Source organism: Nonomuraea sp. ZG12 (assembly GCF_052068115.1).
Classification (GTDB): domain Bacteria; phylum Actinomycetota; class Actinomycetes; order Streptosporangiales; family Streptosporangiaceae; genus Nonomuraea.
Window position 1 is genome coordinate 235,050 of sequence record NZ_JBQHCW010000004.1, and the last position, 13,708, is coordinate 248,757.

A 13,708-nucleotide genomic window follows, 5' to 3' on the forward strand; every position below is an offset into this window, starting at 1 on the left:
GTGGCTCAGGGGGTGAAGGCCAGGGAGGTGTTGTGGCCGCCGAAGCCGAAGGCGTTGGTCATCGCCGCGGTCCAGCTGCCCTGGCGTGGGGCTCCGGTGACGATGTCGAGTTTGACCTGGGGGTCGAGGCGGTCCAGGTTGCGGGTGGCGGGGATGAGGCCGTCCCGGAGCGCGAGGATGGCGGCGATCGCGCCGACGGCTCCCGCGGCCCCGCACAGGTGGCCGGTCATCGACTTGGTCGCGGTGACGGCGGGATGTGTGCCCAGCGCCTCGGCGATCGACGCGCTCTCCGTCACGTCTCCGGTCGGGGTGGAGGTGGCGTGCGCGTGCACGTGGCCGACGTCCAGCGGGTCCAGGCCGGCCGCCGCCAGGGCCAGGCGCATCGCGCGGACCTGCCCGCCCACGTCGGCGGCCGTGATGTGGTGGGCGTCGGACGTGGTGCCCGCGCCGGCCAGCGTGGCGTGGGCCCGAACGCCGCGAGCCGCGGCGAACCCGGCGCGTTCCAGCACCACCACCCCGGCCCCCTCCCCCAGCACGAACCCGTCACGCCCGGCGTCGAACGGCCGCGAGGCCTCCTGCGGCGCGTCGTTACGCTTGGACAGCGCCTTGATCTGGGCGAACCCGGCAAGGATCAGAGGGTGTACGCACGCCTCCGTGCCGCCGGCGATCACCACGTCGGCGCGGCCCAGGCGGATCAGGTCCAGCCCCATCGCGATCGCCTCGGCCCCGGAGGCGCACGCGCTCACCGGCGTGTGGGCGCCGCCACGGGCCCCGAACTCCATGCTGATCACGGCCGCGGCGCCGTTCGGCATCAGCATGGGGATGGTGTACGGCGAGACCCTGCGCGGGCCGGACGCCTCCAGGAGATCGTCCTGGTCGAGCGTGGTCAGCATCCCGCCGACGCCCGTGCCGATGACCACCGCCAGGCGCTCGGGCTCCACCTCGGGAGCTCCGGCGTCGGCCCACGCCTCCCTGGCGGCGACGAGTGCGGCCTGCTGGCAGCGGTCCAGCCGCCTGGCTCGCACCCTGCCCAGCACCTCGGCGGGATCCACCGGCATCCGGCCGGCGATCCGCGCGGGCAGACCCTCGGCCCAGTCCTGCTCGAGTGCCGTGACCCCGGAGCGTCCTTCGAGCATGCCCGCCCAGGTGGAGGCCACGTCCCCGCCCAGCGGCGTGGTCGCCCCCAGGCCCGTGACCTTGGCCCCCGCCGTCGTCTCGCCCACCATCGACGTCCCCCTTCGTCCGTGCGCCCGGCCCACGCCGGAACGGCGCAACCCCACGCTGCCAGTGTCATGCCGCATGGACAGGGCACCTGATCAACGAAAAACCGCCGCAAGATTTGTCGGGGATGTCACGGCTTGGGGCGGTCAGGTGAGCCAGATGAGACCGGCGAACCGGCCCGGGTCCTGGCGGCGGTGGGAGTAGAGCTCGTCGGACTCCAGTGTGCAACGGGCGTCGTGCCGTACGTCCGGCACGCCCGCCGCGCGGAGCTGGGCCTCGATGCCGGCGCGCAGGTTCAGGGCCGGGGTGCCCCAGGAGGTGGTGGAGTGGGCTTCCGGCACCTTGGCTGCCACCCGGTCCCGCAGCTCGGCGGGGACCTCGTAGCAGCGGCCGCAGGCTCCGGGGCCGATCAGCGCGGCCATCCGGTGGGGGTCCGCGCCCTTGTCGGCCATCGCACCGACCAGCGCCGCCGCGACCCCGGCCTCCGTACCCGGACGGCCCGAGTGGGCGGCCCCGACCATGCGGGCGACCGGGTCGGCCGCCAGCACCGCCGGGCAGTCCGCGCCGAGGGAGGCCAGCGCCAGGCCGGGCTCGGTGGTGTAGACGCCGTCGACCGGGGGCGCGTCGTCCCCGAACGGCTCGCTCACGTAGGCCACCTCGGCGCCGTGCACCTGGCGCATGAACACGATGGCCCGTACGCCGAGCTCTGCCGCCACGCCCTCCCGGTTCGCCCGCACGGCGGCGGGGTCGTCTCCGGTGAGCCCGCCCAGGTTGCGCGTGCCGTACGGCGGCACGCTGACGCCTCCGTGACGATCGGTGACGGCGACCTTGACTCCCGGGACCAGCTCCATCCTCCGATCTTATGACCGCCTCGCGCCCCCATGCCCTTCCAGGGGCGGGACATCCGTCGACGCTCCAGGGGCTTCCGGTCGGGGACCGTAGGGGCGGGGCTTCCGTCCGGTGGCGTATGGGCGAAGCTGGTGGGTGGCCGGCGGCGATGTGCGGGCGGTGGCCGTACAGGAATCGAATGCCTAGCGAGGAGAATCCCCATGACCAGCCTTGCCGATCTGCACGCCCTGATGGCCCGGCTCGGGCACCCCGTGTTGCAGGCGCCGCCCTTGTCGGGGGCGCGCTTCGCCGACGGCGCGTCGTACCGCTTCGAGATTCCCAGTGTGGAGGGGCCGGAGGTGCTGGAGGCGGTGGTCGAGGAGGCGGATCGGCTCGGCGTGCCGTTGCACCGCACGTCGCAGGGCAGCGGCGTGATGATGCTGTCGGACGGGGAGATCTCCGCGATGGCGGAGCTCGGGGCCGAGCGGGGGATCGAGGTCAACCTGTTCCTGGGGCCGCGCGCCGCGTGGGACACCGGCGGTCAGGCGAAGGCGACGCAGGCCGTCGGCGCGGCGGCGCGCGGGAACTCGATGGTGGCCGCGTGCGTGGCGGACGCGCTGCGGGCCTGTGAGCTGGGGATCCGCAGCCTGCTCGTCGGGGATCTGGGCACGCTGGAGGTGCTGTCGCGGCTCAAGGCCGACGGTACGTTGCCGGCGGGTCTGGTGCTGAAGACCTCTGTGCTGGTGCCGCTCACCAACGGTCCCACCGCGGCCGTCTTCGAGCGGCTGGGGGCGAGCACGCTCAATGTCGGCACCGATCTGACGGTGCCGCAGCTCGCGGAGGTGCGGGCCGCGACGAGCCTGCCGATCGACCTCTATCTGGAGGTGCCGGATGATCAGGGCGGGTTCGTACGGTTCTACGAGGCGGTGGAGATCGTCCGGGCGGCGGCGCCGGTCTATCTGAAGATGGGGCTGCGCAACGCGCCGAACATCTACCCGTCGGGCAGGCACCTGGGCGTCATCCCGAAGGAGCTCGGGCGGGAGCGGGTGCGCAGGGCGGCGCTGGTGCGGCGGCTGATGGAGCAGCTCGATCCCGGCCTGGCCGAGCCGCCCGTCGGCCGTCCCACCGATCTGGGCGTGCCCGAGGTGTGACTGGTCGGACCGTATCAAGCAAGCATATGCTTGGGCGCGTGGCTGACTATCGGAACCTGATCGGCGGCGAACTGGTCCCCGCGACCGGCGGCGCGAGCATGGACTCGGTGAACCCGGCGACCGGCGAGGTGTGGACGCGGGTGCCGGCGAGCGGGCGACCCGACGCCGAGGCCGCCGTCGAGGCCGCGCGGCGGGCGTTCCCCGGCTGGGCGGCGCTGCCCGCGCTGGGCCGGGCGCGCTACCTGCGCGCGGTGGCGCAGGTCTTCGCCGCGCACGCCGAGGAGCTCGCCAGGCTGGAGACCAGGGACAACGGCCGGATCCTGCGCGACACCCTGAAGAAGGACCTGCCCGGCATGACCTTCCTCTGGGAGCTGGCCGCCGGCCAGTGCCTGGACGCGGTCAAGGGCGACACGGTGATCCTGGGGCCGAACCAGCTCGGCCTGACCCGGCGGGAGCCGTACGGGGTGGCCGTCTGTGTCATTCCGTGGAACTCGCCCATCTCGACGTTCTCGGCCAAGGCCGCGTACGCGCTGGCGGCGGGGAACACGGTGATCGTCAAGCCGGCCGAGCAGGCGAGCGCGTCGGTGCTGCGGCTGGGCGAGCTGCTGGCCGAGGTGCTCCCGCCCGGGGTGCTGAACATCGTCAGCGGGCTGGGCGAGGAGGTGGGCGACGCGCTCGTACGACATCGCGGGGTCGGCAAGGTCAGCTTGACCGGCTCGACGGCGACCGGGCAGGCGATCACCCGGGCCTCGGCGGACGCCCTCAAACCGCTCACCTTCGAGCTAGGCGGCAAATCACCAAATATCGTCTTTCCGGATGCCGATCTGGACGCCGCCGCCGAGGGCGTCACCGTGAACTCCGTCTACACCGGGAACGCGGGTCAGGTGTGCGTGGCCGGTTCGCGGATCCTGATCCACCGCTCCATCTGGGACGACCTGCTGGCGCGGATCGAGCGGATCGCCGGGGACCTGGTGCTGGACGACCCCTTGGACCTGGCGACCACGATGGGCCCGATCGTCTCGGCCGAGCAGTTCGAGCGCGTCACGTCCTACTTGGACCTCGCCGAGAAGGAGGGCGCCGAGCTGGTCTTCGGCGGCAGGACGGGCGCCGACGTGGTGCCGCGCCTGCCCGGTGGCTACTGGGTCTCCCCCACGCTCTACACCGCGACGGACAACTCGCTGCGCGTCTGCCAGGAGGAGATCTTCGGGCCGGTGGCGGTGGCGATCCCGTTCGAGGAGGACGAGGAGGCGCTGGCGATCGCCAACGATTCCTCCTACGGTCTGGCCGCCGGGGTGTGGACGCGCGATCTCGGGCGTGCGCACCGGTTCGTCCGGGATCTGGAGAGCGGCACGGTATGGGTGAACACCTTCCGGCAGATGCCTCCCGGCCTGCCGTTCGGCGGGGTCAAGGACAGTGGGTACGGCCACGACGCGGTGCTGGAATACACGCGGGAAAAGGCAGCCATTATCAGCATTTAGTCAGATAGATTTCCCGTCATGAGCGAGGGGATCACCGATCAGCCAGACCTTTCCGAGGCCGCAGCCCAGTCCCGGGCCTCGGTGCTGCGCAGCCGTGCCGAATCGTACATCGCCCTGAGCCGGCATGACGCGGCGATCGCGGACTTGACGGAGTCGATCGCTCTCGTGCCGGACAACGCCAGGGCCTGGCGGTTGCGCGGGGAGAGTCACCGGATCATCGACAGGTACGAAGCAGCGATCTCCGACTTCGCCGAGTCGCTCAAACTGGAGCCGGACAGCTCCTACGCCCTCGGCTCACGCGGCCAGGCCTACGCCTCGCTCGGCCGCCTGGAGGAGGCCATGGCCGACTTCGAGCACGCGCTGACCCTGTCGCCGGAGTCGCTGTGGATCCTGGAGGCGAAGGCCGACGCCCTGGTGGACCTGGACCGGCTGGACGAGGCGCTGGACCTGCACGCCGGGATCATCGCCCTGAACGAGGACCTGGCCTACTCCTGGCTGGCCCGAGGCGACCTCTACCAGCGCATGGGCCTGTACACCGAGGCCATCGCCGACTACTCCAGCGCGCTGGAGGCCGATCCTGAGTATGTGCGGGCGTTCAGCAGGCGCGGCGAGGCGTACCGCATGATCGACCGCTACGACGAGGCGCTGCAGGACCTCAACCGGGCGGTCGAGCTGGACCCGGACAACGACCGCGCGCTGGGCAGCCGGGGCGCGGTGCTGAGCGAGATGGGCGACAACGAGGCGGCGCTGAAGGACCTGGACAGGGCGATCGAGCTGGACGAGGACTACATCTGGGCGTACCGGGTGCGGGGTGAGATCTACCAGGATCTGGACCGGCACGAGGAGGCGGTGTCCGACTTCACCCGCGCCCTGAGCCTGGAGTTCGGCGACGAGTGAGCGCCCGTGCCGGCGGCGAGCCACCGGCACGGGCAGAAGCGGACCGGCACCGGCGCTGAGCCGCCGGCACCGGCGCTCAGAGGGCGAGCAGGACCTTCACCGGCAATGCGCCGTCCGACAGCGGCCTGATCGCGATGCGGAGCAGGGCGAGCGCGTTGTCGTCACCCGCGATGCGGTTCGCGCTGAGCCCGTCGCAGGACTGGCAGTGGTGGATGATCAGCCACTCACCGTCCTGCCGGACGGAGACGCTCAGCGCCGCCATCCGGCCCCGGCAGCTCGCCCGCCGGTCGCCGGGAATCCGGTGATCGACGTGCAGACTGGTCAGGCAGTGCGGGCAGTGGTTGCGGTGAGCCGTGCCAGGCGCGATCACCGGCACGTCCAGCCGGCAGCCGACGCAGCGGAACGCGTCGGCCGGCTCGCCGTGCCTGACGTCCTTGCGCCGTTGCGGCCTGCGACCGCCGGGCTTGCCTCGTCCGTGGCCGCCCATCACAGGTCACCGAACGTTTCCAGCGGGAACGGCGGCTGAGCGAGCGGACGCACGGCCATGCGCATGAGGATGAGCTGGTTGTCGTCCCCGCAGATCGGGTTGGACGTCAGCTCCGCGCAGCGGGTGCAGCGATGGATGATCATCCAGTCGCCGGTCCGCAGCACCGCGATCGAGATCGGCACCATCCGCGCCCCGCACTCCGACGGCCCGCCCTCGACGCGGTCGAGAACGTGCATGGAGTGCAGACAGCTCGGACAGTGATTGCGCCGCGAACCGTCGGCGGCGGTGACCGTCACGGTCAAACCGCAGCGTACGCATGGAAATGTGTCAGTCAGTACGGAACGGGTCTTGTTGGTGGACACCCTGGGTACTCCTTGCCGGAATGGTGATGGAAGAGCAGCAAGGGAGCGCCGTGCGGGCCTCGCCGACCCACGCTCGCGCGCGGGTGGATGCGGTACGGCGCGTGCGTGGGCACGGCGACCGTACGGCAGGTCAGCGGTGGCGTGTCAGTGGCAGAATCGGACCACGGTACGACGAGGCGCGCTTGGCGCGGACCGAGGCATTGACCCCCCACTTTCCAGGGCCCTTGGGGCCCTGAGACGTATCCGACGAAACACCGATGAGCGTAGTGGCCCCTTCATCGGGATCGCCATCGATTTATCGGCCGCCCGCTCAGGACCGGGGCCGCGGATGACCGCCGGCCAGGGGGACGTACTTACTCCGTGTCGTCACGCGCCTTGCTCGGCTGGACCCTTTTGGGCTCGCCGGGCATCTTCGGATAGTTGGGCGGATAGGGCATGTCGCCGCGCTCGTCCTTTTCGTACCGTTCGAGCAGCGGCTCGATGGAGCACGGGTGGTCGTCGATGGCGGCGTGCACGTCGCCCACCTCGGCGAAGCGGGGCGGCACGGTGCGGATGTCGAAGTCGCGTGGGTCGGCATCGGCCAGCTCGTCCCAGGTGAGCGGCGTGGAGACGGGCGCATGGGGCTGCGCCCTGACGGAGTAGGCGCTGGCGATGGTCCGGTCACGGGCGTTCTGGTTGAAGTCGATGAAGACGCGCTCGCCGCGCTCCTCCTTCCACCAGGCCGTGGTCACCAGGGCGGGATCGCGCTCCTCGACCGCCCTGGCCAGCGCGATCCCCGCATGCCGTACCTGGACGAAGTCCCAGCGCGGCTCGATGCGCACCGCGATGTGCACGCCCCGGTTGCCGGAGGTCTTCACGAACCCGGTCATGCCGAGCTCCTCCAGCACCTCCCGCGCCAGGAACGCCGCCCTGCGCGTCGCCTCGAAGTCCAGCCCCGGCTGCGGGTCGAGATCGAGCCGCAGCTCGTCCGGATGCTCGACGTCGGCCGCGCGCACCTGCCACGGGTGGAAGTCGATGGTCCCCAGATTGGCGCAGTAGGCGATGGCGGCCACCTCGGTCACCCTCAGCGAGTCGGCCTTGCGCCCGCTGGGGAACGTCACGGTGACCGTCTCCAGCCAGTCGGGGCGTTTGGCCGGCATCCTCTTCTGGTAGATCGCCTCGCTCTGCACCCCGTCGGGATGCCGCTTGAGATTGGTCGGCCGGTCCTTCAGCGCCCGCAGCGCGCCCTCGCCCACGCTCACGTAGTACTCGACCAGCTCGCGCTTCGTGGCGCCGATCTCCGGAAAATACACCTTGTCGGGATTTGTGACCTTGACGGTCCGCTCCCCCACCTCAAGCTCTATGTACGGCGAAGCCATGGAACGAACCTACCTCCCAGCTCGAAGATCACCCTCGCGGACCGACCACGGTGGTGGACGGTCGACGCCCAGACGACGCCGGCGCCGACCGCCGAGCGCATGAGGATCGCGTGCCAGGATGAACACGCCGCCCGTGCCGATGACTCGCCGCATGCCACGCTCCCTGCCCGGAACATCGTGCCGATTCCCATGACGTTCACGAAGCGTAGGGCAGGGCTACGACAGAAACGGGGGCCCGTCCCGGAGCCTCCTCGGTGGCGGGACCGAGGGCTCAACGGGACGGGCTTCTCGAGACCACCCGCACACCGTTCCGGGCGCTGGCGCGCCACCCGGCCGGCCTGTTGATCGCCGGCGGCTCCAGCACGGGCGTGGGCTGTACCGCTCAGGCGATCACGCGAGTGATCTCACCCCTTGCAGGAGGCGATGACACCCCCTTGCCTACAAAGACGCAAATACATCCCAGAAAGGATGCTTCCCCCTGCGGAGATCTCTTTTTGCCGCATCTCGTACGCTGGAGGCATGGACAAGGTGGTCAAGAGCGAGGACGAGTGGCGGGTGCAGCTGTCGCCCGAGGAGTTTCACGTGCTCAGGCAGGCGGGCACCGAGAAGCCCTTCACCGGCGAGTACGTGGACACCAAGACGCAGGGCGTCTACACGTGCCGCGCGTGCGGGGCCGAGCTGTTCCGGTCGGACACGAAGTTCGAGTCGCACTGCGGGTGGCCGAGCTTCTATCAGCCGTCGGAGTCGGACGCGGTGACGTTGATCGAGGACCGCAGCCTCGGGATGGCGCGTACGGAGGTGCGCTGCGCCCGTTGCGACTCCCACCTGGGGCATGTGTTCCACGGTGAGGGGTACGCGACGCCGACGGACGATCGCTTCTGCATCAACTCGGTGTCGCTGAGGCTCGACCCCTCGCAGTGATCGTCCGGCGACCGTGCGTGTCGCGGGCCGCGCACGGGTAATTTTCGACCGTGAGGCTTGTCCATTTTCGTCATCGCTGGATGACGATCGAGACAATCGGCCGCGTCATCACTCAGCGGTGCGAGGTGTGCTGGAAGACCCGGGTGCGGGTGCGGTAGCCGGTTCAGCGCGCGGTGGGTGACCCGGTCAGGTCGGTGACCCGATCGGGTGCCCCGGCCAACTCGGGACCCGATGGGGCTCCGGTCTGTTCAGGACCGATGCGGTCGGTGGGTTCAGGACGGATGAAGGCGGTCGGTTCAGGGCGGATGTGGTCGGTCAGTTCGGGGCGGGATGGGTGACTCGGCAGGTGCCGTCGGAGGGGCCGAGGATGTTGGCCAGCACCGGGTTGCCGTTCTCCCCGAACCTGGCTTGTACGAACACCACCGGGTCTTTGACTCCGTTCGCCTTGAGGTACGTCATGCCGCGCTCGCAGAGGGTGATGGCGTGGGATGAGTTGCCTGCGCTTTCCGGCAAATTGGTGTAAATGCGCAAATATCGGCCCACGGTGCGGATGTCCTTGATGTGGCTGGTCGCCTCGTCGGCGGCACCCCACTGATCGCGGAAGTACGCCACGGCCTTCCGGTCGGTGTGCTTCGACAGGCCGTCTGCCTTGTACCCGGAGCCGTCGCCCGGATCCGGGGCCACCCGCCCGGGATCGTCCGGTCCGCTCGTGTCCCCCGAAACGGCGGTCGGAGCCCGGTCACCGGCGACCCCGGAATCGGCCACCGCGTCAGAGTCTGCCGCCTCGGAGCCCGAAGCCGTGGTTCCCGAGTCGGCCGCAGCGTTCGGGCCCGCCGTGGAGTTCGGAGCCGCCTCAGAGTTCGGGGTCGCTGCTGGTCCCGTAACGCTCTGCCCGCCCTCGGCCTTCAACGCGTTCCTGGGGCTGCCGCTCGTCACACCCCCCGACCGCGTGACCCCCGGGGACGACCCCGCCCCACCGCCTCCGCCCGCCACCGAAGACCGGGCATCATCGGCGGTAGCCGTGGAAACCATGAGCAGGCCCCCGAACGTGCCGTCCACGCCGTACACACTCAGGACCCCGGCCGCGAGCGCGAGAACCCCCGCCGACGCCGCCACCAGCCACGGCCCTCGCGACCCCGCACGCCGCCGCACCCCCCGCCGTCCGGCAGCGTGCCTACCGCCCCTACGCCGCCCGTCCCCACCGGGCGACGACGCCAGGCGAGCCGAACCCACACCCTCGTCGCACCTCAACGCCGGGCGAGCCGAGACCACATCCTCGCCGTCGCACCGCCCAGCCCTGCCCTCATCCCACTCCAGTGCCGGACCGATCGCAGGCGCGTCCCCATCGCACCCCGGCGCCAGGCCGATCGGAGCCGTATCCCCATCGCACCGCAGGACCGGGCCGACCAGAGGCGCGTCCCCATCGCACCGCGGTCCCGGGTGAGCCGGGACCGCAGGTTCATCGAGCCGTGACGTCGGGCGGGTCGAGAGCACATCCTCGTCGAGTTCCCCGGCCCCGTCCGGCCGCAGGACCGGGCCGCCGTTCTCGCCCGGCCCTGCGGCCGTGTCCGCATCGCGCCGCCCGGCCGTCTCGGGCGCGTCCTCGGCCCGGCCGTCGCCGGGCGGGGTGCTCAGGTGGTCGTACGGCCGTCGTCCTGCACGTTTCCGCATGCGGGTGCCCCCTTGGACCGTGCCAAGCGTGGATCCCGTGCCCGCCCCGTATCGAGCATGGAATTTCCCTGAGTGTGACAAACAGGGAAGATCAAGTCAGACGGATCCACAACTTGGGTCTCGTTCAGCCCGAGCACGGCCCGTCAGGGCAGGTCGGCGACGAGCTCCCGCACGGGCTTGCGGACGCCGGTGTAGAACGGGATCTCCAGCCGGGTGTGCCGCCGGGCCTCGGCGGCGCGCAGGGTGCGCATCAGGTCGACGATGCGGTGCAGCTCGTCGGCCTCGAACGCCAGCATCCACTCGTAGTCGTTGAGCGCGAAGCAGGCGACGGTGTTGGCGCGCACGTCCGGGTAGTCGCGGGCCATCCGGCCGTGCTCGGCCAGCATCGTGCGCCGCTCGGCGTCCTCCAGGAGGTACCACTCCAGGGAACGGACGAAGGGGTAGACGCTCACGTAGGCCCGGGGCTCCTCCTCGGCCAGGAACGCCGGGATGTGGGACTTGTTGAACTCGGCCGGCCGGTGCAGCGCCATCGCCGACCAGACGGGCGAGCTGTGCCGGCCCAGCTCGGTGCGGCGCAGCCGGGAGTAGACGTCCTGCAGGGCGTCCGCGGTCGGCGCGTGCCACCAGAACATGTAGTCGGCGTCGGCTCTGAACCCGGCCACGTCGTAGAGGCCACGGGTGACCACGTCCTTGCCGGCCGCCTGCTCCAGGAGGTCCTCGACCTCCGCGGAGACGGTGTCGCGGTCACCGGGGACCGGATCGGTGGCTTTGAAGACCGACCACATGGTGTAGCGGATCACCTGGTTGAGATCGCGGGCCTTCGGCCTCGCAGCGCCCTCTGTCATGCTCTCATTCTCCTGTCTGTGCGAGGTGGTCCAGAATCCGGGAGGCGGCCGTGCGCGCGGTGGCGACGCAGGCGGGGATGCCGATCCCGTCGTACGCGGCGCCGCACACCGCCAGCGCGGGCTGTCCGGCCACCGCGGCGTGGACCCGGGCCACCAGGTCGAGGTGGCCCACGTTGTACTGCGGCAGCGCGCCGCCCCAGCGGGTGACGCGGGAGTCGAGGGGCAGCGCCCGCACGCCCATCACCTCGCCCATCTCCGCCATCGCGACCGACACCAGCTCGGCGTCGTCGCGTTGCAGCAGGTGCTCCTCGCCGATCCTGCCGATCGAGCAGCGCAGGATCACCAGGTCGCGGCTCAGGTGGGGCCACTTGACCGAGCTGAACGTGACGGCCTTGACGGCCCGGCCGTCGACCGGGGGGACGAGGTAGCCGCTGCCGGTGGGCGGCTCGGGGAAGGCGTCGCGCGGGTAGGCGAGCGTGACGACGGCCATGCTGGCGTACTCCAGCCTGGCCAGCTCGATCGCCGCCTTGGGCGCCTCCGGCTTGAGCAGCCTGGCCGCCGCCGGGCCGGGCACGGCGACGATCACCGCGTCGGCCTCGATCACCTCGGGCCGGGGCACCGGCCCGGTGACGATCCGCCAGCCGGTTTCGGTCCGGTGGAGCTCGCGGGCGGTGACGCCGGTCCTGACGTCGGCTCCGGAGGCCTTGGCGACCGCCTCGGGCAGGCTCCCGATGCCGTTCCTGAGCGTGGTGAAGACGGGGCCCGCGTTCTTGGGCGCCTCGTCGAGGATCTGCCGGGCGGCGGTGAGCAGTGAGCGCTCGGCTCGGGCGGCGGCGGCCACCCGCGGCATCGTCGCCTCCAGCGACAGCAGGTCGGAGCGGCCCGCGTAGACGCCGCCGAGCAGCGGCTCGACCAGCCTCTCGACCACCTCGCCGCCCATCCTGGCGCGGATGTAGGCGGCGACGGAGACGTCGGAGCGCACCAGCGTGGCCGGCAGGATCTGGTCGAGCGGCACGCGGACCAGCCCGCCGGGCGACAGCAGGCCGGACTTCGCCAGGGCGGTGAGGTCGGCCGGCACGCCCATGAACTGCCCCTTGGGCAGCCGGCGCAGCGTCCCCCTGCTGTAGACGGCGGAGCGGGTGGTGCCGGGGGTCATCAGGTCGTCGCCGAGCCCGACCGCCCTGGCCAGCTCCTTGCCCTCCGGGCGTCTGGCCAGCATCGCCTCAGCGCCCACGTCGACGCTGACGCCGGCCACTTCGGAGGCGTACAGCTTGCCGCCGATGCGTGCGGCGCCTTCGAGCACCGTCACCTTGATCCGCTCGCCTGTGCCCTGTCTGAGGTGCCACGCGGCGGCGAGGCCGGAGATCCCGCCTCCGATGACGACCACGTGCGCCCGGTTGCCTTCCACGTTCCCTGACGCTACCGCGTCAAGGGACCGGTCGCCGATCCGGGCGTGACCGTACCGTGACGCCGGCCTGCAAACCGGCGGGGGCGTGCGTCCGTGTTAACGGTCATGAGGAGACACCAGATCGGCGTGGCGCTGGCCGCCGCGTGCGCGGCGCTGTTGATTTCCGGCTGTTCCGGCGGCACGGCGGGCTCGGCCCCGGACAGCGCGGCGGTGCCGGAGACCGCGTCCCGGGCCGAGTCGGCGACCGCGGACAGGGCCGGGGCGGCCGAGCGGGTCCGGCCCACGCCGCAGCCCAAGAAGGACGAGGACCTCGCCCCGAACGTGCAGGTGGCCCAGCAGGACCGGAAGGTCATCTACACCGCGAGCATGACCGTGCGCGCCAAGGACGTCCCGGCCGCCGCCCAGCAGGCCAAGCAGATCGTCAGCACCGCGGGCGGTTACCTCGCCAGGGAGGAGACCAGCTCGGCCGAGCGGACCAGGGCCTCGGCCCTGCTGGAGTTCAAGATCCCGCCCGCGCGCTACTCCGAGGTGCTGGGGTCGCTGGGCAAGGACCTGGGCAGGCAGCTGCGGCTGGAGCAGGGCACCCAGGACGTCACGCTGCAGGTCGCGGACGTCGACAGCCGCCTGAAGTCCGCGCAGCAGGCCCTGGACTCGCTCCGCACGCTGTTGAAGAGGGCCGACACCATCGGCCAGGTGCTGGACGTGGAGCGGGAGATCGCCGGTCGTGAGGCCGACCTGGAGTCGCTGCAGGCACAGCAGAAGGAGCTCGCCGCCCAGGTCGGCATGGCCACGCTCACGCTGCGGCTGGTCGGCCCGACGGCGGTGGTGCCGGACTCCTCGGAGGAGCCCGCCGGCTTCCTCGGCGGCCTCAAGTCGGGCTGGGACTCGCTGGTGGCCTTCCTGAAGATCCTGCTCACGGCGCTCGGCACGGTCCTGCCGTGGCTGGTCGTGGTGGCCCCGGTGACGGTGCTCGCGATCGTGCTGCTCCGCCGCCGCCGCCGACGCCGGCAGCCCGCCGCGCCCGCCGCCGGGGCCCCGTCCTCATGACCGACCGCGCGGGCCGTGCGGGGACGGCCCGGCG

The 13,708-nt window shown here is 71.4% G+C and carries 13 protein-coding genes; 5 read left to right on the top strand and 8 right to left on the bottom strand.

Annotation, left to right across the window (positions count from 1 at the left end):
* Positions 1 to 5: 5 nt before the first annotated feature.
* Positions 6 to 1,226, bottom strand: coding sequence for a beta-ketoacyl-[acyl-carrier-protein] synthase family protein (locus ACTMTF_RS15545; protein ID WP_441111464.1), 1,221 nt, complete (start codon positions 1,224 to 1,226; stop codon positions 6 to 8).
* A gap of 141 nt (positions 1,227 to 1,367) precedes the next feature.
* Positions 1,368 to 2,072, bottom strand: coding sequence for a peptidoglycan editing factor PgeF (pgeF, locus tag ACTMTF_RS15550; RefSeq protein ID WP_441111263.1), 705 nt, complete (start codon positions 2,070 to 2,072; stop codon positions 1,368 to 1,370).
* A gap of 198 nt (positions 2,073 to 2,270) precedes the next feature.
* On the opposite strand from pgeF, the gene ACTMTF_RS15555 reads away from it, so the two are divergent.
* From ACTMTF_RS15555 to ACTMTF_RS15565, 3 genes are read left to right on the top strand one after another with little or no spacing between them, the layout of a single operon-like run.
* Complete coding sequence (locus ACTMTF_RS15555; protein ID WP_441111264.1) at positions 2,271 to 3,200, top strand: hypothetical protein; 930 nt, start codon at positions 2,271 to 2,273, stop codon at positions 3,198 to 3,200.
* Between the two features lie 38 nt (positions 3,201 to 3,238).
* Positions 3,239 to 4,678: an aldehyde dehydrogenase family protein gene (locus ACTMTF_RS15560; RefSeq protein ID WP_441111265.1), complete on the top strand. Its 1,440-nt coding sequence runs from the start codon at positions 3,239 to 3,241 to the stop codon at positions 4,676 to 4,678.
* Positions 4,679 to 4,696: 18 nt separating this feature from the next.
* Entirely contained in the window at positions 4,697 to 5,575 is an 879-nt protein-coding gene (locus tag ACTMTF_RS15565) for a tetratricopeptide repeat protein (protein WP_441111266.1), read from the top strand.
* Between the two features lie 76 nt (positions 5,576 to 5,651).
* Here ACTMTF_RS15565 and ACTMTF_RS15570 read toward each other — a convergent pair whose 3' ends face one another.
* From ACTMTF_RS15570 to ligD, 3 genes are all read right to left on the bottom strand, one after another.
* Positions 5,652 to 6,062 (bottom strand): RNHCP domain-containing protein, encoded by a 411-nt coding sequence (locus tag ACTMTF_RS15570; protein WP_441111267.1) that lies wholly within the window; start codon positions 6,060 to 6,062, stop codon positions 5,652 to 5,654.
* Positions 6,062 to 6,424, bottom strand: a complete 363-nt coding sequence (locus ACTMTF_RS15575) for an RNHCP domain-containing protein (protein ID WP_441111268.1) — start codon at positions 6,422 to 6,424, stop codon at positions 6,062 to 6,064. Before ACTMTF_RS15575 ends, ACTMTF_RS15570 begins: the two co-directional genes overlap by 1 nt.
* 353 nt (positions 6,425 to 6,777) lie before the next feature.
* Positions 6,778 to 7,782, bottom strand: coding sequence for a non-homologous end-joining DNA ligase (ligD, locus tag ACTMTF_RS15580; protein ID WP_441111269.1), 1,005 nt, complete (start codon positions 7,780 to 7,782; stop codon positions 6,778 to 6,780).
* Between the two features lie 519 nt (positions 7,783 to 8,301).
* Between ligD and msrB the strand changes: the two genes are divergently transcribed.
* Complete coding sequence (gene msrB, locus ACTMTF_RS15585) at positions 8,302 to 8,703, top strand: peptide-methionine (R)-S-oxide reductase MsrB (RefSeq protein ID WP_441111270.1); 402 nt, start codon at positions 8,302 to 8,304, stop codon at positions 8,701 to 8,703.
* A 315-nt stretch (positions 8,704 to 9,018) separates the two neighbouring features.
* On the opposite strand, the gene ACTMTF_RS15590 is transcribed toward msrB, so the two are convergent.
* The 3 genes from ACTMTF_RS15590 to hemG form a co-directional block, all read right to left on the bottom strand.
* Positions 9,019 to 9,468: a hypothetical protein gene (locus ACTMTF_RS15590; RefSeq protein WP_441111271.1), complete on the bottom strand. Its 450-nt coding sequence runs from the start codon at positions 9,466 to 9,468 to the stop codon at positions 9,019 to 9,021.
* Positions 9,469 to 10,517: 1,049 nt separating this feature from the next.
* Complete coding sequence (gene hemQ / locus ACTMTF_RS15595; protein ID WP_441111272.1) at positions 10,518 to 11,219, bottom strand: hydrogen peroxide-dependent heme synthase; 702 nt, start codon at positions 11,217 to 11,219, stop codon at positions 10,518 to 10,520.
* Positions 11,220 to 11,223: 4 nt separating this feature from the next.
* Positions 11,224 to 12,627 carry a protoporphyrinogen oxidase gene (hemG, locus tag ACTMTF_RS15600; RefSeq protein ID WP_441111273.1) on the bottom strand — a complete coding sequence of 468 codons (1,404 nt, stop codon included), beginning with the start codon at positions 12,625 to 12,627 and terminating at the stop codon, positions 11,224 to 11,226.
* Positions 12,628 to 12,732: 105 nt separating this feature from the next.
* On the opposite strand from hemG, the gene ACTMTF_RS15605 reads away from it, so the two are divergent.
* Entirely contained in the window at positions 12,733 to 13,674 is a 942-nt protein-coding gene (locus tag ACTMTF_RS15605) for a DUF4349 domain-containing protein (protein WP_441111274.1), read from the top strand.
* Positions 13,675 to 13,708: the final 34 nt, after the last annotated feature.

Coding starts and splice junctions, on each gene's coding strand:
- ACTMTF_RS15570 (WP_441111267.1), bottom strand. CDS start 6,062: ATGGGCGGCCACGGACGAGGCAAGCCCGGCGGTCGCAGGCCGCAACGG.
- ACTMTF_RS15545 (WP_441111464.1), bottom strand. CDS start 1,226: ATGGTGGGCGAGACGACGGCGGGGGCCAAGGTCACGGGCCTGGGGGCG.
- hemQ (WP_441111272.1), bottom strand. CDS start 11,219: ATGACAGAGGGCGCTGCGAGGCCGAAGGCCCGCGATCTCAACCAGGTG.
- msrB (WP_441111270.1), top strand. CDS start 8,302: ATGGACAAGGTGGTCAAGAGCGAGGACGAGTGGCGGGTGCAGCTGTCG.
- ACTMTF_RS15555 (WP_441111264.1), top strand. CDS start 2,271: ATGACCAGCCTTGCCGATCTGCACGCCCTGATGGCCCGGCTCGGGCAC.
- ligD (WP_441111269.1), bottom strand. CDS start 7,782: ATGGCTTCGCCGTACATAGAGCTTGAGGTGGGGGAGCGGACCGTCAAG.
- ACTMTF_RS15605 (WP_441111274.1), top strand. CDS start 12,733: ATGAGGAGACACCAGATCGGCGTGGCGCTGGCCGCCGCGTGCGCGGCG.
- pgeF (WP_441111263.1), bottom strand. CDS start 2,072: ATGGAGCTGGTCCCGGGAGTCAAGGTCGCCGTCACCGATCGTCACGGA.
- ACTMTF_RS15565 (WP_441111266.1), top strand. CDS start 4,697: ATGAGCGAGGGGATCACCGATCAGCCAGACCTTTCCGAGGCCGCAGCC.